The organism is candidate division KSB1 bacterium, from assembly GCA_024655945.1.
GTDB lineage: Bacteria > Zhuqueibacterota > Zhuqueibacteria > JANLFK01 > Oleimicrobiaceae > Oleimicrobium.
This window is the reverse complement of the sequence record JANLFK010000006.1, coordinates 20,980-44,787: the sequence shown is the minus strand read 5'-3', so window position 1 is coordinate 44,787 and position 23,808 is coordinate 20,980. Positions and strand designations below refer to the sequence as shown.

Genomic DNA, 23,808 nt, shown 5'->3' with positions numbered 1-23,808 from the left:
TTATGGGAGAGCGATTCGCCAGAGCTGCTCGCCTGACGGGCGGCCAATTTGTCGCGGGGGCGCTGATGGTATTGGTGGCCTCGGCGGCCTTTCTGTCCTGCCGAACGCAGGCGGTGCCACAGGCAGAGCGCTGGGACCCTTTCCTGGACACCCTGGTTGTCAGGACGCTCACCTATTTCTTGCAGACAACTGATCCAGCGAGCGGCATGGCTCCGGATCGCTGGCCGTCGCCAGGGCCGTGCAGCATCGCTGCCGTCGGCTTTGCTCTAAGTAGCTATCCTGTGGCGGTGGAACACGGCCTCATCTCTCGCCATGAGGCTGCCCAGCGCGTGCGCACGACCTTGCAGTATTTGCTATCCCTTCCCCAGAGCGCTGATCCAGAGAGAAGCGGCGGCTACCGAGGCTTTTTTTATCACTTCTTGGACATGAAGACCGGGCTGCGCGCCTGGAGATGCGAGCTCTCTACCATGGACACAGCTCTGCTCATGGCCGGCGTGCTCTTTTGCCAGAGCTATTTCGACGCCCCTGAGGCCGAGGAACAGGAGGTGCGCAGCCTTGCCGACACGCTGTACCGCCGCGTCGAGTGGGAGTGGGCCATGGCCGACAAACTGGGCATTGCCTTAGGATGGATGCCGGAGCGCGGCTTTGACCCGCACTATTGGACAGGCTACAACGAGGCCATGATCCTCTACATCCTGGCCCTGGGTTCCCCCACACATCCTGTTCCGGCCAGTGCCTGGCAGGCCTGGACCGCCTCCTACCTGTGGGCGGAGTTCTACGGTCAGGAGTTCATCAGCTTTGCCCCTCTGTTTGGGCACCAGTTCTCGCACTGTTGGATCGACTTCCGCGGCATCAAGGACGACTACATGCGCGCGCGGGGCATCGACTACGTCGAGAACTCGCGTCGCGCCACTTTGGCGCAACGGGCGTATGCCATTGACAACCCAGCCGGCTTTCGCGACTATGGGCCGACGATCTGGGGATTTTCCGCCTGCGATGGCCCGGGTGACACAACGCTCCTCATCGACGGCAAGGAACGGCGCTTCATCGGCTATGGCGCGCGCGGTCCGTCCATCGACTGGACCAACGACGACGGCACCATTACGCCCACCGCGGTAGCCGGGTCGCTTCCTTTTGCTCCGGAGATTTGCATCCCCACTCTGAAGCAGATGCGCGCCACCTACGGCGAGCGCCTCTGGACAGAGTTCGGCTTCCGCGATGCGTTCAACCCGACCTTCGTAACCACAAAGACACCCGACGGCTGGTTCGACCGCGACTACCTGGGCATCGACCAAGGGCCAATCGTCCTCATGACGGAGAACCTGCGCAGCGGCTTGGTGTGGGAGGTGATGAAGCGCAATCCCTACATCGTTGCCGGGTTGCGCAGGGCAGGCTTCTCCGGCGGCTGGCTGGAATAGGCTCTCCGGAGTGATGCGGAGACGGCAAGACGAGGGCGCGGTAAAGCGCAAGGAGCACCTTTTTCTGGGAGGCGCGGCAAGTTTTCCCACCATCTGAGAACCTCATGAGGATGAGGCGCATGGCGAGACTGAGCATTGCTGTGGGACTTTGCCTTGTGATGCTAATGCCGCAAGGGCGGACGCAGGAGAAGCTCCTCGACGACTTTGAGCAACTGCAAGGCTGGCAGCCGGTGACCTCAGAGGGAGCACAGCTCAAGCTCCTTGCCGACCAAGGGCGCGCAGGGCAGGCCATGCTCATGGATTTTTCCTTTGGTGGGGGTTTTGGCTACGTCATTGCCCGCAAGCAGTTCGAGATTGAGCTGCCCGAAGATTACCAGTTCCTCTTCGACCTGCGGGGCGTCACGCCCGTCAACAACTTTGAGTTCAAGCTCATCGACTCTCTCGGCAACGTGCACTGGGTGAAGAAGTTGAACGTCGAGTACCCCGCCGCGTGGAAAACGATGCGCGTCAAGAGGCGGGACATCACCTTCGCCTGGGGGCCTTCGGGACCGGGGCAGCTCAGGCGGGCGAAGTACATTGAGTTCGTGGTTTCCACAGGGAGCGGCGGCAGCGGCAAGGTGTGGATCGACAACTTCCGCTTCGAGCCGTTGCATGCTCCTGCGGCGACGGTTCCCCCTAAGCTGCGTGTTTCGGCGGCACGTGGAGCGCCGCCCAGGGTGAATGCGTCTGCCGACACAGTGACAGGCTGGCTGCTCCCGGCGACAAAGGTCCCACAGTGGCTCACCCTCGATTTTGGCAGGACGAGGGAGATCGGCGGCCTTGTGCTGGACTGGGAGCCTGGCGCCCACGCCAAAGACTATGCACTCGATGTTTCCTCAGATGGTCGCGCCTGGGAGGAGCTCTACCGCGTGCGCGAGAGCGATGGCGGACGGGACTATGTGCCCACCCCAGAGGCAGAAGGCAGACACCTGCGGCTGCGACTCCTCACCTGCGGCGGTAAAATGTGCCTGCTCAGGCGCATGGTGGTCAAGGGTCCGGAGTTCTCCTCTTCGTCCAACGACCTTCTCCGCGCTCTCGCGAAAGAGGAGCCGACCGGCAGTTTCCCAGCCTATTTCTCCGATCGGCAAACCTACTGGACGGTGGTGGGCGTGAAGAACGGCGACGGCGAGGAGGCGCTCATCAACGAACACGGCATGATCGAGGTGGGCACGCGCTCCTTTTCGCTGGAGCCGTTTCTGTGGATTGGCGATCGCCTCCTCTCCTGGCCCGATGTCACAGCCAGCCAGACACTCGCAGACAGCTATTTGCCCATTCCGACGGTGAGCTGGCAGATCGGGGAAACGGCCAGGCTGTCCATCACCGCGGTTGCTGCCGGAGACCCAGGGAGCTCCATTCTCTTCGTGCGCTACCGGCTGGTGAACGAGGGACTGGAGCCGGCTGCTGGCGCGCTTTTCGTGGCCGTGCGCCCCTTTCAGGTCACTCCACCCTGGCAGAAGCTGGTTACCCTCGGTGGGGTCGGCCGCATTGACACGCTGACCTACGCGTCCCAGGCCGCGGTTGTGGACGGCAGGACTATCCTCTGCTTGACACCGCCGACCGATTTCGGCGCCACCACCTTCGACCGGGGAGACATTACCGACTACCTGCGTTCAGGAATGCTGCCGGAGAGTAAGGCTGTCTGCGATCCGCGCCATCTCGCTTCGGCCGCTTTCCACTACAGCGTAGGCCTGGCCCCTGGCGACTCTGCCGACTATGTGCTGGCCATCCCGCTGCACGATGCCTCGCTGAGCGCGCAGAGCCTGCTGCGCGGTGATCCTCCCAGCGCGCTCTTTGAGCAACAGCTGGGCTTTGTCAGCCAGGCATGGGTGCGCGAGGTCAACCGCGTGAAAATCAAAGTTCCGCCTGCGGCGGCGCAGCTCGTGAACACGCTGCGCAGCAACATTGCCTACATCCTCATCAACCGCGACGGCCCGAGCATCAAGCCTGGCTCGCGCACCTATGACCGCTCGTGGATACGCGACGGCTCCCTCACCTCAACTGCCTTGCTGCAAGTGGGCTTTCGCGACGAGCCGCGGGAGTTCATCGACTGGTACGCCGCCTACCAGTACCCCTCCGGTAAGATTCCGTGCGTGGTCGACCAGCGTGGGCCGGACCCTCTGCCTGAACACGACAGCCACGGCGAGTTCATCTTCGCTGTCATGCAGTACTTTCGCTTCTCCGGCGACACCACCTGGCTGCGCGGCAAATGGCCCAAGGTGGTGAAGACGGTGCGCTACATGCAGAGCCTCCGCCAGGAGCGGAAGGGCGAAGAGTACCGGCTTGGGCCGCCCGAGAAGAGGGTCCTGTACGGGTTGCTGCCGGAGTCCATTAGCCACGAGGGCTATTCGGCCAAGCCCATGCACTCGTACTGGGACGATTTCTTCGCCCTGCGCGGCCTCAAGGACGCGACCCATATGGCCGAAATCCTGGGCGAAAAAGAGCTGGCGACGGAGTTTGCCCGCGAGCGAGATGACCTGCGCACCGACCTCTACAACTCCATGCGCCTGGCCATGACCGTCGCCGGCATCGACTACATCCCCGGCTGCGCCGAGCTGGGCGACTTTGATCCCACCTCCACGACCATCGGCGTCTGCCCAGGAGGCGAGCTCGGGCGCATTCCGGAACCGGAGCTGCACAACACGTTCGAGCGCTACTTCCGCTTTGCGCAGGAACGGCAGAACGGAACCCGCGCCTGGGAGAACTACACCCCCTACGAACTGCGCGCCATCGGCACGTTAGTTCAGCTCGACCAGAGGGAGAGGGCACACCAGCTGCTGGCCTTTTTCATGAACGACCGCCGTCCACCCGGTTGGAACCACTGGGCAGAGGTGGTGTGGAAAGACCCAGATGCCCCCAAGTTCATTGGCGACATGCCGCACACCTGGGTCGGCTCGGACTTTATCCGCTCGCTACGGGCGATGTTCGTCTACGAGGACGATGAGGGGACCCTGGCGGTGGCCGCGGGCATTCCCGCTGCCTGGCTCGAGGCACCGGGCGGCGTGGAGGTCAAAGAGCTGCCCACCTACCTTGGCCTTCTTTCCTACACCGCCTGGCGGGAGGGGAAAATCCTGCGGCTGAGCATCGAGCTCAGCCGGGCGGAGGCGAAGGTGCTGGTCAAACCGCCGTACAAGGACCCCATTCGCCGCGTAAGGGTCAACGGCAAGCTGCACAAGCAGTTCGGCCCCGAAGGGATATGGGTGACAAGGCTGCCTGCCCTGGTGGAAATAGAGTATTGAGTCTGCCTGACAGGCGCCGTTCTCAGAGCAGAGGGGACGCGCTCAGGATCGGGAGCGGTGCCGCTCAGCTGCCTTGCCAAAGAACCAGATCCAGACAGCGCGGTTGAAGGCGAGGCCCGGCGCATCCGCCTCCAACAGCGCGCGGATGCTGGTCTCTTCCCCCTCAGGCGTGAATCTGAAGCGCAGCTCGGCGTCCCAGAGGATGGGAAAATCCGGGTGAAACTGCACGCCGAGCACGTTCTTGAAAGTGCGGTGCGTGATGGCCTCCACCACGCGGCCGTCCATGCTGGTAGCTGCCACCACGATGCCCCTGCCAGGCTTGTCCACTGCCTGATGATGGGAGCTCACCACCAGCGGCGCGTCCGAGGGGGAAAACCCCAATGACTGACAGAAGAAGCCCTCTTGCTTGAGCCGGATGTGGTGCAGATGGTAGCCGAGCAGGCGAGCGTCTGGGTAGAGGCCCCGATAGGGGTTGGTGTGCCAGCGCTCCGGGCCCAGACGCAACACGTCCTCGTAGGTCTGCTTGCCATAGGTCACCTGCCAGATGTCCTGCACCAGGGTGCCGCCCGTGGCCACGTTGATGGTCTGCGCCCCCAAGCAGATGCCCAGCAAGGGGTAGTCGGGTGCCTCCGCCAGCAGGGGCCGATGGGCATTGTTCTGCGATCCGCCCAGCAGGTAGAAGACGAAGGTAAGGTCCAGATAGTGGCGGTACACGTCTTTGATCGCCGTGGCCAGATGTGTCTTGTGGCCGTAACACTGCGGAGGTATGTCCGGGCCGCCGAAGAGGATGGCCCCGTCGCTCAGCCGCACGATCTGGGCAAAGTCGTTCCGGCAGGAATTGTCCTGGTAGATGTTGGCCGGCGACAAGTCACCGCTGATTCGGTGGAATTGCACCCAGTCGAGCTGCCGCTCCTCCACGTAGCGGCGGGCAGCCTGGTAGTCGCCGATCTCCTTCTCGTGGTAGACACCCACCACCAGCAGGTCGGTCGCGGGCATGAGACCCTCGCGGCGCAGGGCGATGAGCTCCTCCAGAGTGCCAGTCGTCGGATAGAAGACCGCGACGCACACTTGCATGGGCGGGTTCTGCTGCTCGGCAAAGTAGCGCTCGCTGAGCTGGGCGTACACGGGAGTGGCGCCCAGCCAGGCGCAGGCGAAGAAGGTTGCCGCCAGGCACATTGCCTTTGGCGTGCGCGTCGAGCTCTTTTTGGAGTGTGCCATCACTTTCCCTCTCCCTCTTTCTCTTCCTCCTCCTTGTGCCAGGCCTTGATGCCGTCGGTAAGCCAGGCCGGGGCAGGGGCCTTCTTCAGGTAGTGGTCAAAAAACTCGGCCAGGCGCACGGTCCAGTCCTTCTGGTTCACCCGCTTGCGCAGGCCATGCTCCTCGCCGTTGTAGTTGAACATGAATGCAGTCTTGCCCAGGCGGCGCAGCGCCATCATGTACTCGATGCCCTGGTACCAGGGCACTGCGCCATCGTTGTCGTTGTGGAGTATGAGCAGCGGCGTGCGCACCTTGTCTGCCCAGAAGATGGGCGAGTTCTCGATGAAACGCAGCGGCGCTTCCCAGAGGCTGGCGCCGATGCGGCTCTGGGTGCGCTCGTACTGGAACTGGCGCACTTTGCCGCTCTCCCATCGGATGCCCCCATAGGCGCTCACCATGTTGCATACCGGCGCCCCCGCCTCGGCAGCAGCGAAGATATCCGTCTGCGTGACCATATAAGCCACCTGGTAGCCGCCCCAAGAGTGGCCCTGGATGCCAATCGCCTGCGGGTCCACGTAACCTTCGGCTACCAGCATCTGGATTCCCGGGAGCACGCACTTGAGGGCGTCGCGGCCAGGAAAGCCGGTCGAGTAGACGATGTCCGGCATCCAGATGAGGTAGCCGTTGCTCGCGTAGTAGCTGGGGTTGATGGACGTACCAGGCCCGGGATGCCGGAACTGGTGCAGGGTCTGATGCATCCGCTCGTAAATGTACACCATGAGCGGATAGCGACGGGTAGGGTCAAAGTCTCCGGGCGTGATGAGTACACCCTTGAGCTCAACCCCGTCGGCATTGCGAAAGGTGCGGAGCTGGGCCTTCCCCCACAGAAAAGGGGCCATCTGGCGGCCAAGGTCAGTCACCTTGTGGAGCTGCTCAAAAGACGGGTCACTCACCCACAGGTCCGGGTACTCGTCAAAGGCGGCGCGGGTGAGCAGAAGCACGGGGGCGGAGGCAGCCTTGCTCGGCGTGCCAAAGCTCCTGTCGGCCATGACCAGCTGCGCCGGGGGCTGCTCCCGCGTGAGCCAATCGCGATAGAACCCCTCCGCCATGGTCTCCTCGTCAGTTGCCTTCAGGAGCAACGGTTGCGCCGGGTCGATGGCCCCCTCTTCCGGGTCGAGCTTAACGTAGCGGAACGCCACTTTGTGCGCGCGTCCCTGCCCCTCTGTCACTGAGCGCGCTGGCCGTCCGTCCGGAAAGAGCTCCCAGAGGTCATAGCGGTCGTAAACCAGGAAAGAGCGGTCCCCTTTGCTCCAGCCGACGCTGCCGTAAGGCGGCGCTGGCTCTGGCGTGTCGTGTTCCTCCCGCGCAAAGGAGACGCCCAGTGTGGCGGTCAAATTGCGGGTCACGCCTCGCGCCACGTCGTGACAGTGCCAGTGGCCGTCGTCGAACCAGGTGACGTATCTGCCCTCTGGCGAGAGCTGTGCCCCGCCGCGCAGTTCCTCGCGCACCAGCGTGCGCATAGCAGTTGTCGTATTGATCACGTAGATGTCATGGTAAGCGGCGTCGTAAGAGGCGCGGGCCGCGTAGGGCCACGGGTTTTGCGCCAAGGCCACCTTGCCCGTGCGCCCCAACTCCACGTCAGGCAGGTACTTGTCGGCCAACTGCACAAAGCGCTTACGCTCGAGGTGATAGACGCATTCCCAAGTGTTCTCCCGCACCTTCTTGGCCATCTTCTTCTGCTCAGGCTGCGGGTAAGGGTCTTGCCAGTGCCAGAGGTCACACTTTGCCTCCTCGCGGAGCGAGTCACTCTTTGCGGCAGGTTTGGCAATCTCTTTGATGCCGAACATCACCACCTTGCCATCGTCGCTGAAGGTGAGCGGTGACTTGTCGCTGACCGCCATGCCCTCGGGAAAGCCCGGCGTGACAGTGTGAGAGACCCACACGGTGGCCTTCGGCGCGCCGACCGCGCAGCCAGCCAACACCAAGGTCGGCTCTTGCGCTTCCTGGTCGAACCTGTCGGTGAGAAACGCCAGTTGCGTCTCCTCCTTGTTCAGCGTCAGGTGCTTGTACTCTCCTTTGCCGTTCATGAGTGGCACGCCCGCGGTGTCCCCGGGGTGGAGGAAATAGGCCCCGTCGCGCTCCGGGTGCTCCTTGCTGGAGACGACGTAGAAAAGGTGGCGGCCGTCCTTGGTGAAGCGATAATCCACCACGTCCTGCAGCACGGTCTTACGCGTGGTGTCGGCGAGTGCCTGCACCACCAGCTGGCCGCCATAGGTCCGCTCCTTCTCGCGCTTCTTCTGCTCCTTTTCCTCTTTCCCTTGCTCGCCGTCGCCTTTCTTCTCCTCGGCTTCCTTCGTTTCGTGCAGGTAAGCGATCCAACTGGCTGCCTCTTTGGGCATGGTAAAGCTCTTGACTTCCTCGACCGTCTGCATCGCGCCGTCGGAGAGGCTCAGAATGGCCAGTTTCTTCTTGGGCTTGTCTTTCTTGTTGGCTTTCTTGGTTGCTTTGGCCTTCTCCTTGTCAGGAGAGATGAGAAAGGCCACATGCCGGGAATCCCAGCTGAAAGCCGCAGAGGCGGCCTTGTGCGCCTCAGTCCCTTCGCCGGAGTAGCCCACGAGCTGCCGGTACGTCTCCGGGCCGTGGAGGTGGGTGACCACCAGTTCGGCGTCGCCGTCTTGCGGCGTCTCGATGTAGCAGAGCCAACGGCCATCGGGGGAGAGGGAGGGACTGGCGATGGACTTCCACGAGTCATAGTCGCTGTGGCAGAGAGGGCGCTTGACCGGTGCATCCTGTGCCCAGGTAACCGGTGTGAGCAGGAAAAGGCCGGTCGTAATGAGCCACAGAAGAGGCGCAACCAACAGGCCAGAAGTCCGTTCTTTCCACTCGGCTCGCTGATTCATGACAACCTCCCTTGCGGTGCGATTACCTCTATCCCTATTTGCCTGCCTTCGGCTCACCAGAGCTGCACGCGCGGACTAACTCTTCCACCGCGCTGATAATCATCAGCTCTGTCTCGGCGCGGGGCGCGCGGCATTGCTCCAGTTCGCCCAGCACCTTCTGCTGCCACTCGGCGGAATCCCGTCCTTCGTGCAGGCGGGCGAGAGCCTCCAGCCCGATGGCGGCGACCCTGCTCAGGTCAGCCGACAGCTCCTCGATCTCCCAAAGGATCGGCGAAGCCTTGATGACCGGCAGCAGCCGCTCATGGTTTCCCTGCCAGAGCCGCAGGTGCAGCTCCACCTCGGCGCGTGTCTGGGGGTCGCGGCTCTGCAGGAAAGAGCGCACCGCCTCCCTGAAGTGGCGCGCCACTGGGGCATCTGGCCTGGCGGCGTCGACCACACGGGTGAGGGGCGAGAAAGAGGTGTAGGCGCGGCGCCGGCCGCGTTCGTAGCCTTTCACCGGTTCCAGCACCTCCACCAGGGTGCGCAACGGGCCGACTTGCTGGCAGCCGCTGAGGCGACGAAGCATCGCCTCGAAGTTCCTCTCATGGGTGAGGCCATGTTCTTCCAGAAGCAGACTGATGACCTCCAGGCGCCGGTACATGTCAGCGACGTCGTTGACCTGGCGGGGTGACCAGAGCCTCTCGGCAATCGCGGCTGTGCGCGGCCAGATGCGCGAATCCACATTCTCCGCAGTGACGAACTCTGACCACATGGTGGCCTCGCCGCCCACGATGAACGCCTGCTGTTCTTGGGTCAGAGGAGTGTCCTCGGGAAGCGGGTCGTTGCCATAGTGAAAATCGGTTGGCTGGATGAGGTCGATGTAGTAACCGTTGGACAGGATGCTCATGTAGCCGCGTTGCGCCGATTGGATCGTGGCTTCCCGACCACGCCAGGAGTGGATGACGATGTTGGTGGGCAGTTCGGGATGAAAAATCTCGTCCCAGCCCACCATCTTTTTGCCATAGCGGGAGAGGATGCCCAGCACGCGCCGGTTGAAGTATGCCTGCAGGGCGTGGTTATCGGCGATCTTGTGCTTGCGCATGAATTGCTGGATGGCCGGGTTGGCATCCCATTGCCGGCCGTTGTTCTCGTCCCCGCCGATGTGCACGTATTCGTCCGGGAACAGGGCGCACATCTCCTTGAAGAATTTCTCCACGAACCTGTAGGTCTGCTCGCGAGTCGGGTCCATGGTCGGGTCCATGATGCCCCAGCGCCGCTCGATTGCGTAAGGGCCTGGGGCACTGGCCAACTCCGGATAGCCCACAAACCAGCTCGTGGCGTGTCCCGGCATGTCGAATTCGGGCACCACGCGAATGCCCCGCTCGGCGGCATAGGCGATGACCTCTCTGATTTGGGCCTGCGTGTAGTAGAGGCCATCGGAGCCGAGCTGGTGCAGCTTGGGGAATGTGTGGCACTCCACGCGGAAGCCCTGATCCTCGGTCAGGTGCCAGTGCAGCACGTTGAGCTTCACGGCAGCCATGCCGTCGAGGTTGCGTTTGATCACCTCCACCGGCATAAAGTGGCGGCAAGCGTCGATGAGCAGGCCGCGCCAGGAGAAGCGCGGGCGGTCGTTGATGGTCACCGCCGGGAAGTAGTAGCCGCACCCGTCCGCAGCCAAGAGCTGGAGCAGGGTCTCGATGCCGCGCACCACACCGATGTCGGTTTCCGCCTCCAGGCGGATGCCGCCGGGCTCTAGCTGGAGGACGTACGACTCGTCCTCGCCCAGGCGGAGCTGGCCGGCACGTTTGCAGCTAATGGTCAGCGAGCCAGCCTCGGGCGCGTTCTCGGGGGAGAGGACTGTCTGCGAAAAGAAGAGCCCTGTGCGGGCAGCCAGGCGTTGCAAGGCGCGGGTGGCCGCGGCATAGGCGCGCAGCCCGCTCCCGGCCTGGAGACCAATGGTAAAATCCTGCTCAAGCCGGAATGAACCTTCGCCGGAGGTCAGCTCAGCCGGCCAAGGCATGAGATTGAGTTGCGTCATCGCTTCCTCCGCATGCAAAGCATACGTGCACCAGGCAAGGCAGACAACGACAACGGCGACAGCTCTCATGGCACCTCTCCGTTACGATTCGTTGCTTCGGCACATATCGGTGTACGCTTCCGGTCGTCGGTCTGGCAGGAAGTGGCGTGCCGCGTGGCAGGTGGCGACCTCCGCCACGTCGATGTCCACGAGCAGGAGGTGATCGCGCCCTGCCGGCGCTTGCGCGACTATCCTGCCGTCCGGAGCAGTGACGAACGACTTGCCCTCAAAAGTGAGGGAACCCTCGTTGCCTACGCGATTGCACAGCGCGGCGAAGTAGCCGTTTTGGAACGAAGCCACCTGGAGCTCCGCCTCGAACAGGCCAGCTGGCCACTCGCCGACTGTTCCGGCCTGGGGTACAACTACCAGCTCGGCCTCCTGCAGGCGGAGCAGGCGCATGTACTCCGGGAAGTGCCGGTCGTAGCAGATGGCCACGCCCAGGCGTCCCACCTGCGTCGTGTGCACTATGGGAGTCGGCGGGCCGGGAGCATAGTAGCCCTTTTCGTGGAAGCCTGGCCCCTCGTAGATGTGCACCATGCGCGTCACGCCGCAGAGCCGGCCGTCGGCATCGATGACCGGCGAGGCGTCGAAGGTGTGCGCGCCGCGCCGCTCGAAAAGATTGAGCACCACGACCAGCTTGTGTTGCGCAGCAAGCTTGCTGAAGAGCTCCGTTGTCGGCCCCGGAATCGGTTCTGCCAGCGCCTGCAGGTTGTCGCCAGCAGGGCACCGCGGGTAAAAGGGCGTCAGGCCGAGCTCGGCAAAGGCGACGAGGCGCGCGCCCTGTTGCGCCGCCTGCTCCACGGCCGCAATCGCACGCCGCAGATTGTCGCCGAGGTCATCTGTGGCGTGCTGTTGAACCAAAGCCAATCTGAGGGGGGCAGTCATCTTCTCTCTGGTGTATTGTCCGCTTTTCTCCGCTACAGCCGTACGGCAGCCTGGACCTTGGCCACGGAGCGCGCAAGCGCATCGTGCTCGACAGTGAGGCGAATGGCCCCCTTGGGGCAAAGCTCAACGCAGCGGCCGCAGCCTCGACAGGCCTCGCTGATAACCGCTTTGCCGTTCCGTTGGCTGATGGCGCCCACGAAGCAGACTCCGTCCGTGCACGCCCCACAGGCATCGCACGCCTCGCTGACCTCCACCGCCACGCCCGGCATGCGGGCAAAGCGGGCAGAGACGTGCGGCGCCAACATCGGCAGCATGCGGTAAAGGCAACAGCAGGGGCAGCAGTTGCACACGGTCAGCAGCTCCTCGCCAGGGTGCACGCCAAGCCAGAGGGCATCCAGGCGGTTGCGGCCAATGAGGTGCACCAGGCGGGCCTGATGACAGCGCTCCACGTGCGCATGCGCCTCTGCGGCAGTCACCAACCTGCCCAGACGCGGATTGATCTGCAGCACCGGCTTGCCCATGAACAGGCAACCCAGTTCGATGGGGTAGTCCTTGCAGTGCGCTGCCGCGCGGCAGATGCAAAAGTTCATTACCCAGTGATACTGGGCGACGTCTATGAAGTGGTGCACCACCTGCGCCGGCAGCACCGTCTGCTCCGGCACCGGCACGCTCTGGTGCACCTGGATGACCCGCTGCCGGGGGAGGAAGATGATGTCGTCACCAGCGAAAAGCAAGCGGTCAAACAGACGGCCAATGCCCGGCAGACGCGAGAGCCTCGCCAGCCGGAAGCGCTGCGTGAACCCGCGCTTGAGGAGCTCCACAAACCAGATCGGTCGCGCCATAGTCAGGGCTCAGGATCTGCTCACTTCTCAGAAGAGCTTGTGGAGGTTGCGCAGGGTGGCCGCCCAGTGGGCGCTGCGCACAAACCGCCCGTTGCGCAGCAGCCGGAAGAGCGGGGCGACCTTTTGCCAGGGGCGGGAGGCAAACAGCAGCGGCACCGCCTCCTTGGCCAGGGTGCGCACGTCTTCGTCATACGGGAACCACCAGGGCGCGTCTGGCTTCTTGCCGGCCTCAAAACTGGCATATTTGACCCGCACCATCTCCAAAAGACCCCAGCTGGCCCGCGTTCGCCCGATGCCACTCCTCTTGAAGCCGCCCCAGGGTGCACTCGGCTCGCCCCAGGTCACCGTGCTCTCGTTGATCATCACCGTGCCGGCCTCAAGTTCGCGCATCAGTCGCTGCGCCGTTCTCTTGCTGCGCGTCCAGCCGTAGGCGGAGAGGCCGTAGGGGCTGTCGTTAGCTAAGCGGATGGCTTCGTCTATGGAAGCGACCACCATGATGGGCAGCACCGGCCCGAACGTCTCCTCGGTCATCACTGCCATGGAGTGCTTGACATTGGTCAGCACCGTCGGCGCATAGAAAAAGCCGGTGCTCCCCAGGCGCGTGCCACCCACCAGCACTTTGGCACCTTTGCGCAGCGCATCCTCCACGTGCGCCGTCACCGTGGCCAACTGCTGCGCGGTGGTCAAGGGCCCGATGTCGGTCTCTGGCCGCAGCGGGTCTCCGACCCGCAGCCTGCGCACCCTTTCCACGCAGGCGGCGATGAATTGCTCGGCAATGGGCCGCTCCACATACACGCGCTCGATTGAGGCGCACACCTGGCCGGTGGTGAACATCGCGCCCCAGACGATGCCATTCGCCGCCCGCTCGAGGTCCGCATCGGCTGCAACCACCGCCGGGTCCTTGCTGCCAAGTTCCAGCAAGACCGGGGTGACCTGGTCGGCGGCGTTCTTCATGACCTTTGCCCCCACGCGCGTGCTCCCGGTGAAGACGATTTTGCGCACTGCCGGATGCGAGGTAAGGGCCGGCGCCACTTGGTCGGTGGTGAAAACCGTGGCATATGCCGTGGCCGGGAACCCCGCCTGGTTCAACAACTCATCGATCTTTTGCCCGGTGAGGATGCTGTTGGGCGCAGGTTTGTAAACGACTGTGTTGCCAGTGACCAAGGCGGCGGCAATCTCCGGGAGCGGCACAGAGAAGGGGTAGTTCCAGGGCGCAATGACCGCGACCACGCCATAGGGCGCAAAGCGGTAGCTGCTGCGTTTGTGCGCCAGCAGGATGAGTTCGTGAGGGACGTGCCGTTCGCGCAACAGGCGTGGCGCTTGGCGGGTCAAATAGCGCAGCGCCGCCAGCACCGGCAACACTTCGGCGATCAGCCCCTCGCAGACCGGCTTGCCCTGCTCCATGGCGATGATACGCGCAATACTCTCGCGCTGCTCGGTGATGAGACGAATAAGCCTGCGGCAGGCTGCCAGCCGTTGCTCGACAGGTACGTCGCGCCAGGCAGGAAAGGCTCGCGCTACCTGCTCGATGGTGCGACACAGCTCATTTCGGGAAAGAGGAGGTACCTGTGCCAGTACTTCGCCGGTTGTCGGGTTGATGGAGGTCAACATGCGCTCGAGCCCTGTAATCAGTCGTTCGTGAGTTTCACTCCCACGCCTCGGGGCGTGGTGGCACATGATGCATGATGTACTCTGCCAGTGCCGTAATCGTCAGACTGGGATTCACGCCGAGATTCGCCGGCATGATGGAGCCATCGGTGACGTAGAGGTTCTCATAGCCGAACACGCGGCCGTATTTGTCCACCACCCCATCCTCTGGCCCTTTGCCCATGGTGCAGCCGCCTAAGATGTGCGCCGAAAGCGGCACGTTGAGCATCACCTCGGTCACTGCGCTGGCCGGGATGCCGTTTATGCGCTTGGCAATGCGCCGCGCCGCCTGGTTGGCCGCCGGAATGTAGGTGGGCGTGGGCCGATCGGTGGACTCGGAGGTGAGGAACCAGCCGAGAGGCCACCACCACTTGCGGCGCATGACCAGCCGAATGCGGTTGTCGATGGTCTGCATCACCAGCAGAATGAGCACACGGCGCGCCCAGCCGAACGGCCAGTGCACGCGCACCCAGGCAAGGGGATGACGCAGGCAGTTGAGGATGTGGTGCAGTGGCCGGCCTAAGCGCGAGCCGCCGTCGGTGCACAAAGTGGAGAGCCAGAACATGGCGCCGGAGCCGTCCGGGTAGCGCACCGGCTCGATATGCGTGATGTCGTCCACAAAAAGGCTGGAGCCGATGGCGATTCCCTCGCACAGGCGCATGGGCCGCGCGGTGGTGCGCGCCCCGACAATGACCTCGCTGTTGGTGCGGGCGCCGTTGCCGAGCTGGCCGGAGATGTTTGGCAAGCCGCCAGTGCGCTTGCTTGTCCACAGCAACCGGAAAGTGCCCAGCGCGCCGGCTGCGCAGACCACTCCTCGCGCGGTAAACGTCTGTCGCCGGCCCCACCAGCCCAACGAGGACCTGGTCTCCACGGCATACCCACCCTCGGCCAAAGCACGAATTCTTGTTGCCGTCGTGAGGGGCAAGATGCGCATGCCAAGTCGCTCGGCTAAGTAGAGGTAGTTGCGGTCCAGGGAGTTCTTCCCTCCCGCCTTGCAGCCAACCATGCAGCGCGCCTTGGCGTCACAACCGGCGCGCGGCGGACCCAAGCCGCCGAAATAGGGGTCGGGCACGGTCAACCCCGGCTCCCCAAAAAAAATGCCTACCTGCGCCGGTCGAAGGTGCTCTTCGCGGCCGATCTCCCCTGCGTAGTCACGCAGCAGCTGATCGCTTTGCCAGAGACGCGGGGGCACCGTCACCCCTAACATGCGTTTTGCCTCCGCGTAAAAGGGCGCCAGGGTTGCTTTCCAGTCAGGGTCCAGCTCTGCCCAGTGCGGGTCGCGAAAGAAGCTGTCAGGCGGCTCAAACAGGACGGCGCAATAGACCAGGCTCCCTCCGCCTACACCTGCGCCGCTCAGCACCAGGACGTTGCGCAGGAGCGTCAACCGCTGGATGCCGGTGAAGAACAGGCGCGGCATGTAGAGCCATCTCCACAGCTGCCAGTTGGTGCTGGCATAGTCCTCGGCGCGAAAGCGCTGGCCGCTTTCGAGCACCAGAACCCGGTAGCCTTTCTCGGCCAGGCGCAGCGCAGCGACGCTGCCGCCGAATCCTGAACCGATGACGACAAAGTCTGCGTCGTAGGTCACGGCAACTCCTGCCAAAATCGTCGGCTCCCATTTTCGCCGTGCAATATACGAAATCTCTGCAGAAAATCAAACATTTTCTGCGGGGGCCCAGGTTACCTCGGAAGCTTGGGGGATGCCTGCGGCGAGTTTGGCTCCCTCCTTGCCCATCCCTGATGCACAGTTCGCTTGGAACCTGTCTCTGCCGGTCGGGCACGGTCCCTCATCGGGGGCTGAAAGCTACGCAGAGAGGAGATACCATGGCGTGCGCTGGTAGGCGAATACAAGTGGCCCTGCAGGAAGGCGGCTACCAGGTGACCAGGAGACAACAGGTCTTGGCGATTTAAGGGAAAAATGGGTGGATGAATTGTGGAGAATCGTAGAAAGGGGTTGTCTGCCCTGCAGAAGAAGGGCGCGCAGCTGCCCGGGGAGGTCTGGGCGAGGAGATACTTCGGGGTGGCAAAGGGATGAGGCGCTTTGGGCTCCGGTTGGTGATGGTGAGGAGAACCGGCGGGCCTCAACCAGATCGCATGGGAACTTGTCTCTACCTGGCCCACCGTGCGCAGGTGGCCGAGCAGCCATGAACAGCAAGGGCTGGCCGGCGCCGCACCGCATCCATAAGACCTCACAGGAACTTGACGAGCACGTGATTGCCTCGGGCCGGAGAAAGGGAAGCAGCTATGCGATCTTCCGAATCGCCACCGACTACGCGCATCGTCTCCCAGCGTGATTTGGTGCGGAAAAGCAAAGAAGAAGGGGGATAGGCAGTTGCAGGAGGTGACGAGGGATTTGCGCCCCCTTTACCACAACCGGATGGATGCCAAGGAGCTCGGTGACATGTGCGAGTGCCGCTGCAGATGAGGAGAGTCGGGCGGCTGCCTTGCCGGTTTGCGCGCCGCTAGGTGCGCACCGGTGGTGAACGGGGTGCCTGCCGCCCAAAGAAGGACGACACCGCGACAACTCTGTGCATCCCCTGCTGAGTCAGCTTCACGCCTGCGAGGGTAGGGCGCAGTGCAGCGACGATGCACACACATGACGGCTCAAGATTCGTCGTGTATGGGCGCGGGGAGCGCAAGAGGAGCTCGAAAGGGCCCGGGGTTCGTGAGGGTGTGGCACCGTTGCATGCCGCCGTGGGCGACCACCTCACAGAGCGCGCCGCAAGTGCTTCATCGGCTTGTGGGGAACGAATTCCATAGCGGAGAAGACTGTAGACACACAGCAAAGTTTACAGCCGAGGCTTATGCCCCTTCCCTCGCCCTTAGGAAAGGGAATCGCTACTGCGGGAGACACCGGATCTACCATGGTTTCAAGCACCCTTCGATCGTTCTGGATAACCATATCCAGCGACTCATACAGAAAGGTTTCGCTGGAAGATGGCGAGGCAAACAAGATGAACTTTCCACGCGGTCGGGAAAAAATGAATTTTTTTCTTGACATTTTGGCCTTGGGACGTTAAATCACGAGTGCAAAACCTTGGCCTTGCAAGGCTAAGGCGCCCGAGAGAGCGGGAGTGATGATTGATAGTCTCGGAGTGCAAGGGCACAGCTACTCTCTTTAGTGGGGAAGGGATGGGTCTGTGCCTTTTGTGTTTTTTCCGGCAAGTAGCATCGTCTTTGCGCCGCAGAAGTGGTGCACGGAGGCGGGAGGTGTGCGTGCGGCGGGGTGGGAGCCCAGGACAGACCCCGCGCACGCGCCGCAACTAAACCCTTTACAGGAGGGAGCTATGAGAGGGAGCATAGTTATGGCGCTAGTGGTAGCTTTGCTACTACTACCTTGCCTCGTCCACGCCCAATCAGTCACTGGCAAGATTGACGGGGTGGTCAAGGATAGGGCCTCTGGCCGGCCCATTCCTGGGGTCAGCGTAATCGTCAAGGGCACGGCACGCGGTGCCTCCACTGGCGCGGATGGTTACTACTTCATCCTGAACGTGCAGCCAGGAACCTACACGCTGGTGGCCTCAATGATTGGCTACCGGACGGTGCACAAGGAGGGGGTGCAGGTGGTGGTCGAGCAGACCACGCGCATCAACTTTGAATTGGAAGAGACGGTGCTGGAGGGAGAGGAGGTGGTGGTGACGGCCGAGCGCCCGCTCATCGAGCGCGACGTGACCTCGAAGGTTTCCACTATTACCTACGAGGACATCAAGAACTTGCCTGCCGAGGACATGACCAGGGTACTGGCGTTGCAGTCGAATGTCACTGTCCTGACCAATACGCCGTACAGCAAGTCGGGCTACGACCTGCGCGGCATCGAGGACATTCGTATGCGCGGCGGGCGCAACAACGAGCTGGCCTTAGTCATTGACGGCATGAAGGTGGGGAACCCGCTGTTTGGCGGCTTCGCCACGCGGGTCAACAATAACGCCATCAACCAGATGACGGTGGCTGCCGGCGGGTTTAGCCCTGAATACGGCAATGCCCTGTCCGGGGTCATCAACCTGTCCACGCGCGAGGGGGGGTCAGTCTTCTCGGGGCAGCTCGAGTATAGCACTTCCATGCCGTTTGGCATCAAGGCGTTGGCGCCTGCTGAGGGGCGGGCGCGCAATTACCAAGACGTGGTGGCCAGTTTCAGTGGCCCGGTGCCCTTCACCAAGACCGTGTCCTTCTTCTTCTCTGGCGAGGCCAGTGTGCGGGCTGGCACGGTGCTCAAGTTTGACGACATCATTTGGGACGACTATCGTGGAGATCTTCCCTCGTCGAAGGAGTTGTTCAAAGACTTCTTCGAAGACGGCAAGATGGACCTGATCACTTCTGCGCAACTGCAGAGCGTCAAGACCAAAGGGCCAGTGTACGGGGCTGTGCGCTGGATTAACCCCATTGATATCTGGAAAGGGTGGAAAGGGTTGGGGTGGGATAACTCGTTTGACTACTTGGGTAAGTTGACCTGGCGCATCAGTCCCAACCTCAAGCTGGCGCTGAGCGCTTCCCAGTCGGGCGGCTACAGTCAGGCCAACGTGTTCCACGCGGGCTACTACTACTACCTGCCTGACGACTGGTTCGGCGGTTGGTACAACGTGGATCAGAGCCCAGTGGACAACCGGGAGAGCATCGACCGGTTGTTGGTGTGCAGCGACTGTGGCGCGCGCATCTTTTTGCGCGGGGCCAAGTACGACGACGGCCGCTTTGTTGCCCCTGGTGAACCAACGCCTGAGGTCTGTCCTGTCTGTGGGAGCACCAACTTTGAGATCTGGCATCGGAACCGCTCAGGCATGGGCGCCCGCCAGGTACGCATCCAGCGCAGCAACAGACAGAGCCTGGCGTTGAGCCACACGTTGAGCCCCTCCACCTTCTACACCTTCAGGTTTCAGCGCTTCTTCCAGTCCCGCCGCTCGCGCATTCTCAATGACTACAGCCACCCCTACGCCACCGTCATGGGGTTGACGAATTATTGGGCGCCGGACTGGGATAACATTCTGGCCAAGGAGCAATACGCTCACTACAATACCTACGGGGTCCTCGACCCCTGGGAGGACTACTTCCGCATCCGCTACGACAACAACTACTTTGAGGGTGACTCCAGCGTCACTTATGACCTGCGGTTGGACTTTACCAGCCAGGTGACCAGGCACCATCAGCTCAAGTTCGGGGGCCAGTTCGTGTACATGGACGTGCACCGGCACGACGACCAAGGGACCTCAGGGCCCTCGGCGTACCCGACCATCTACCGCATGCTTCCCAAGGAGGGTGCGCTCTACATCTTGGACAAGATCGAGTATGGCAGCGTTGTCATCAATGTCGGGGGCAGGCTGGACTACGCCAACGCCGGTGGTGAGATGTGGGCCGATCCCCTGGATCCCCTGGGCGAGCAGGACCCAACCCAACCCGGCTTTGAATACAATGGGTGGGTGAAGGCCAAGAAAAAGTTCAAGTTCAGCCCCCGCATCGGCATGGCCTATCCGCTTACCGACAAGTCGGTGGTGCACTTTAACTTTGGCCATTTCTACCAGGCGCCCAACTACCGCGACCTCTATCGCGCCTCCGGGGCCATCCGCGAAGTGAGCATGATGCGGGGCAACATCATTGGCAACCCGAGCTTGGAGCCGGAGAAAGCTATCCAGTACGAGATCGGCTTCCAGCAGCAGATCGGCGACCTGTACGGGCTCAATGCGACCTTGTGGACCAAGGAGACCACAAACCAGGTGGGCTCTATCACGGTGCCTGCCTATTCGGACCCAGGGCACGATAATCCGTACACCTACTATGTGTTTGTTAACAACAACTTCGGTTCGGCCAAGGGCATGGACATCACCCTGCGCAAACGTTACAGCCACTACTTCTCGGGGACCGTCAACTATACGTGGTCGCGGGCGATGGTGCTGAAGCCCACCTCCTGGGACGGCTACTGGGACGGGGACACCAAGCAGACCATGCCCAAGCGGGAGAGCATCGCCTCGTGGGATCAGCCGCACAGCATTCGGGTGCATATCGACTTTAGTATCCCCTCTCGTAGCGGGCCGCGCCTTTTGGGCAAGCGGCTGCTCTCCAATTTCGGGGTCAGCCTCGTCTACTTTGGCGAGAGCGGGCGCGTCTATACCCCCTACATGGGCGACGAAGGTTACTTGGAGAAAGAGAACTCTGCCCGTTGGCCGTTCTGGCACCAGTTTGACCTGCGGGCTTACAAGAACGTGAAGGCATTCGGGTTGACCTACTCGTTCTTCGTGCAGGTGCGCAACCTGTTCGACCGCCTCAACGTGCTGGAGGGCTACGAGCGTACCGGCTCGGCAACTGATCCCGGTGGCGCCTATGGTACTTACAGCGCCACCAGAATGGATGGCATCACCATCAACAATTTTGGCCCGCGCCGCTTGATCAACTTTGGCGTGCGACTGATGATGTAGCACCGGGCGCAACAAGCAAGCGACTGAAACGCGAGGAGAGCACGCATGCGACCGACACGCAAGCTAAGTATTGTTGTAGTACTGGCGCTGCTGGCAGGCGCCACGCTGGCGCAACAGAGGGACTGGTCCCCCGAGCATAAGAGCTTTCCAGCCGACCTGAGGAAGCATGCCAGTAACTTCGATCGCGGCATCGCCTTCATGGACGCTGGCAAAATGCAGGTCAACGGGGTGGAAAACTATGGCATGATCGGCAGCCGCGGCTTCCCTTATTGCAAGCACGGCTTCTGGGGGGAGCTGCGCTGGATCATCCCCTTCTTGGCTGTGCCACCGCAGCCGTGGGCGACCGACATCGTCACTGAAGATGGCCGCCATTTTGACCGCAGCCAATACTACAACTGCATCGAGAGCATCTCCATGTACTTTGGTACTGGCGGCCAGGGTTTAACCTACACCGACTGGGAGGCGCAGGACTACTCCAAGACGCGCCTCATGGGCGACGACACATGGTCCGATATTCCGCTTATCGCCACCAGCACCAGGCCTAACTCCTGGCCGCAGGGCTACTACGACAAAAACCCCACCTCGCCCACCTTCAGGCAGTTTATCGCAACCCCAGGCGAGCGCCACTGGCCAGGGCATTGGGCCATAGATCCCGACCCCACTTCACCCACCTACGGCCAGGAGGTTCCTGGCCGCTTTGTCTCCGACAAGGATATCTATTTCGTCATGGACGACAAGTGGAACGGCATCCGCAAGGGCGATGAGGTCAACGTTGGCTATCCCATCGGCTTTGACATGGAAGTAAGCGGCTATTGTTACGCGACAAGGGCCTACGAGGATATTGTCTTTTTTAACTACCACCTCATCTATCGCGATGACATCACTGATCCCAGCCGCCAACATTACAATGGGCCGATCGATGGGCTCTATTTTGGGTTCATTATTGACCCTGACCTCCCGGGGCGCGACCCTCAGGGCTACACCATGGACCCTTGGGCGGAGGACGACTATTGCATCGCCGACACTGCCCGCGGCATCTTTTTGATGTTCGACAAAGACGGCTGGGACCGCGATGCTGATGACATCAACTCCGAGGGTCCCGTGTCGGCGTACGCCATCGCCTTTCTCAAGACACCTCGCGACATCGGCCTCACGGGGTTCCACTTCTATGAACAGGAGACCTTCGATGCCGAACCATGTGGTCGCAAGATGGAGGAGATCATCTATGCAATGGCCAGCGGCAAGAAGGAGATCCTTACCCCGCAAGACCAGCAGAAGTATTTCCACGGGCCTGACCCCAACTTCGACGACCTGCAGCTGTTGCGGGAGTGGCAGGAGAGCTACCCGGTGGGGAGCCGTCCCGACGTGCACTTCCTGATGTCTTCCGGCCCGTTCAGCATCGCCCCTGGCGACACCTTGCCGTTGCACTTTTGCATCGTCGGTGGTTTTGATAACCCTGGGCCGCTGGATGCCGATGGGTTTCCCACCAACCCTTACGAGGTACGTTTCGCGGACGTGCTCAACAACTTTGCCAAAGCTATGGAACTGTACAACAACAAGTTCCAGGGCACCGGTCCCCCGAAGACTCCCACGCTGTACGCTGTCGGCACCAACGTGCTGGACGAGAACGGCCTCCCGCTCGTCTACACCGGTGATAACAAGGTTACTCTCTACTGGGACGACGCCGCGGAAAAATCCGTCGACATCCTCACCAAGGAAAGAGACTTTGAGGGGTACAAAATCTACAAGGCCTACTTCGACCGGGACCTGGACTATGTCGACTGGGGACAAGAGGTTTATGAGATCACCGACAAGGGCACGCCCGGTGCGGTTCTCACCTATGTGCCGGTCTTCCAGTGTGATCTGGTCGACGAGTATGAGGGGGTAGATCCGTTCCAGCCCTGGTTTTATGTGGGCAACAATAGTGGCATCGTCCACACCTGGACTGACAACAACGTGGTACCCGGTATTCGCTACCGCTACTGCATCACCGCCTATGACCACTGGTACGCGGACAGGGAGTTCAACTGCAATGAGACGGCGCGGGGCAATTCGTCCCGTGACCTCAACGTGGTCGATGTCATCCCTGGCGTGAGGCCTGTGGGCTATGTCGGGGCGCAGGTGGACACAGTGTTCCTGCGCTTGGCAGGCACGGGTACTGGCCCCATTGCCCTCAAGGTGATCGACGATGACGCGGTGCTTGGGCATACGTACACCTTGCAGATCGCCGACACCCTGGGCCGCCTTGCCTACAGCGTGTATGACGAGGACGAGCGGCGCTACAGGGTGAGCGATTGCACTAACATCGGCAATGAGAGTAGCGGCATCGAACCGGAAGCTGCACCTATCTTCGACGGGGTGGGGCTGAAGATCATCAACCACGACGTAGTCGAGCTCCTCCATGCCGGGTGGGCAAATGTGGTGGGCGACACCAGCACCTGGACATTCCGGCTGGTAGGGGCAAGCAAACGGCAGCCCTCCGATTACGAGATCCGCTTCTTGGGGCCGAACGCTGATACTAACGTCGTGGGGACCAAGACGGTCCCGTTTCAGATCTGGAACGTGAGCATGGATCCCCCCAAGCAGGTGGATATCTTCATCACCCCCACCACGGGTAGTTTTGCCAGTGGCGACCAGATCAAATTGTGGGAGCGACTGACCCCTGGCTCCACTACCCGCACCTTTACCTGGGTTTTTGAGTGGACGTGGAAACCCGACACCCAATGGGTAGGTGGGCAGCCAGTAGTCAACCCGATGGGCAAAGAGCCCATGCCAGGCAGTGTCTTCCGGGTGACCACCAAGAAGCCCTTTGTCAGGGATAGGTTTCGTTTTCGTACCTACTCGCCTACCACTCGCGCCATCACTGCAGACGACCTGGCCCACATTAGGGTGGTGCCAAACCCCTACGTCGTGTACTCCAAGACCGAGCTGTACACCGGCTCGGCGCAGTGGGAACAGCGGGAGGTGCGTTTTACCCATTTGCCACCGCAGTGTACCATCAACATCTACACCCTCACGGGCGACCATGTGCGGGAGATTGTGCACAACATGCCTACCTATGGAGAGGCACGGTGGGACCTGTTGACCAAAGAGAACCTTGAGGTGTCATACGGGATCTACATCTGGGTGGTGAAGACACCAAATGGCAACACCAAGATCGGGAAGTTGGCTGTTGTCAAGTGAATGAGGC

At 61.9% G+C, this 23,808-nt stretch carries 12 protein-coding genes; 5 read left to right on the top strand and 7 right to left on the bottom strand.

The features are described 5' to 3' along the window. Window positions 1–2 precede the first annotated feature (2 nt). Both NUW13_09080 and NUW13_09075 read left to right on the top strand, forming a co-directional pair. Window positions 3–1,418 carry a Tat pathway signal protein gene (locus NUW13_09080; GenBank protein ID MCR4439181.1) on the top strand — a complete coding sequence of 472 codons (1,416 nt, stop codon included), beginning with the start codon at window positions 3–5 and terminating at the stop codon, window positions 1,416–1,418. A 119-nt stretch (window positions 1,419–1,537) separates the two neighbouring features. Next, window positions 1,538–4,693, top strand: coding sequence for a discoidin domain-containing protein (locus NUW13_09075; protein ID MCR4439180.1), 3,156 nt, complete (start codon window positions 1,538–1,540; stop codon window positions 4,691–4,693). Window positions 4,694–4,735: 42 nt separating this feature from the next. Here the strand turns inward: NUW13_09075 and NUW13_09070 are convergent, their stop codons facing one another. The 7 genes from NUW13_09070 to NUW13_09040 all read right to left on the bottom strand — a co-directional run bounded on the left by NUW13_09070 (window position 4,736) and on the right by NUW13_09040 (window position 15,805). After that, window positions 4,736–5,911 (bottom strand): gamma-glutamyl-gamma-aminobutyrate hydrolase family protein, encoded by a 1,176-nt coding sequence (locus tag NUW13_09070; protein ID MCR4439179.1) that lies wholly within the window; start codon window positions 5,909–5,911, stop codon window positions 4,736–4,738. Beyond that, entirely contained in the window at window positions 5,911–8,790 is a 2,880-nt protein-coding gene (locus NUW13_09065; GenBank protein MCR4439178.1) for a prolyl oligopeptidase family serine peptidase, read from the bottom strand. The genes NUW13_09070 and NUW13_09065 overlap by 1 nt, the downstream gene beginning before the upstream one ends. 34 nt (window positions 8,791–8,824) lie before the next feature. Next, window positions 8,825–10,807: a family 20 glycosylhydrolase gene (locus tag NUW13_09060; GenBank protein ID MCR4439177.1), complete on the bottom strand. Its 1,983-nt coding sequence runs from the start codon at window positions 10,805–10,807 to the stop codon at window positions 8,825–8,827. Window positions 10,808–10,888: 81 nt separating this feature from the next. Next, window positions 10,889–11,731 (bottom strand): carbon-nitrogen hydrolase family protein, encoded by an 843-nt coding sequence (locus tag NUW13_09055; GenBank protein MCR4439176.1) that lies wholly within the window; start codon window positions 11,729–11,731, stop codon window positions 10,889–10,891. A gap of 32 nt (window positions 11,732–11,763) precedes the next feature. Continuing rightward, window positions 11,764–12,573: a 4Fe-4S binding protein gene (locus tag NUW13_09050; GenBank protein ID MCR4439175.1), complete on the bottom strand. Its 810-nt coding sequence runs from the start codon at window positions 12,571–12,573 to the stop codon at window positions 11,764–11,766. A gap of 27 nt (window positions 12,574–12,600) precedes the next feature. Then, complete coding sequence (locus NUW13_09045; protein MCR4439174.1) at window positions 12,601–14,184, bottom strand: aldehyde dehydrogenase family protein; 1,584 nt, start codon at window positions 14,182–14,184, stop codon at window positions 12,601–12,603. Between the two features lie 34 nt (window positions 14,185–14,218). Beyond that, complete coding sequence (locus NUW13_09040) at window positions 14,219–15,805, bottom strand: GMC family oxidoreductase (GenBank protein MCR4439173.1); 1,587 nt, start codon at window positions 15,803–15,805, stop codon at window positions 14,219–14,221. A 556-nt stretch (window positions 15,806–16,361) separates the two neighbouring features. Here NUW13_09040 and NUW13_09035 point away from each other — a divergent pair. The 3 genes from NUW13_09035 (at window position 16,362) to NUW13_09025 (ending at window position 23,801) form a co-directional block, all read left to right on the top strand. Next, window positions 16,362–16,511 (top strand): hypothetical protein, encoded by a 150-nt coding sequence (locus tag NUW13_09035; GenBank protein MCR4439172.1) that lies wholly within the window; start codon window positions 16,362–16,364, stop codon window positions 16,509–16,511. Window positions 16,512–17,504: 993 nt separating this feature from the next. Next, window positions 17,505–20,618, top strand: a complete 3,114-nt coding sequence (locus NUW13_09030; protein MCR4439171.1) for a TonB-dependent receptor — start codon at window positions 17,505–17,507, stop codon at window positions 20,616–20,618. A 45-nt stretch (window positions 20,619–20,663) separates the two neighbouring features. Next, window positions 20,664–23,801, top strand: coding sequence for a hypothetical protein (locus tag NUW13_09025; protein ID MCR4439170.1), 3,138 nt, complete (start codon window positions 20,664–20,666; stop codon window positions 23,799–23,801). Window positions 23,802–23,808: the final 7 nt, after the last annotated feature.

Bases quoted from the DNA above. Each gene is read 5' to 3' on its own strand.
- NUW13_09025 (MCR4439170.1), top strand. From the start codon at position 20,664: ATGCGACCGACACGCAAGCTAAGTATTGTTGTAGTACTGGCGCTGCTG.
- NUW13_09065 (MCR4439178.1), bottom strand. From the start codon at position 8,790: ATGAATCAGCGAGCCGAGTGGAAAGAACGGACTTCTGGCCTGTTGGTT.
- NUW13_09075 (MCR4439180.1), top strand. From the start codon at position 1,538: ATGGCGAGACTGAGCATTGCTGTGGGACTTTGCCTTGTGATGCTAATG.
- NUW13_09045 (MCR4439174.1), bottom strand. From the start codon at position 14,184: ATGTTGACCTCCATCAACCCGACAACCGGCGAAGTACTGGCACAGGTA.
- NUW13_09055 (MCR4439176.1), bottom strand. From the start codon at position 11,731: ATGACTGCCCCCCTCAGATTGGCTTTGGTTCAACAGCACGCCACAGAT.
- NUW13_09060 (MCR4439177.1), bottom strand. From the start codon at position 10,807: ATGACGCAACTCAATCTCATGCCTTGGCCGGCTGAGCTGACCTCCGGC.
- NUW13_09080 (MCR4439181.1), top strand. From the start codon at position 3: ATGGGAGAGCGATTCGCCAGAGCTGCTCGCCTGACGGGCGGCCAATTT.
- NUW13_09070 (MCR4439179.1), bottom strand. From the start codon at position 5,911: ATGGCACACTCCAAAAAGAGCTCGACGCGCACGCCAAAGGCAATGTGC.
- NUW13_09035 (MCR4439172.1), top strand. From the start codon at position 16,362: ATGAACAGCAAGGGCTGGCCGGCGCCGCACCGCATCCATAAGACCTCA.
- NUW13_09050 (MCR4439175.1), bottom strand. From the start codon at position 12,573: ATGGCGCGACCGATCTGGTTTGTGGAGCTCCTCAAGCGCGGGTTCACG.
- NUW13_09030 (MCR4439171.1), top strand. From the start codon at position 17,505: ATGAGAGGGAGCATAGTTATGGCGCTAGTGGTAGCTTTGCTACTACTA.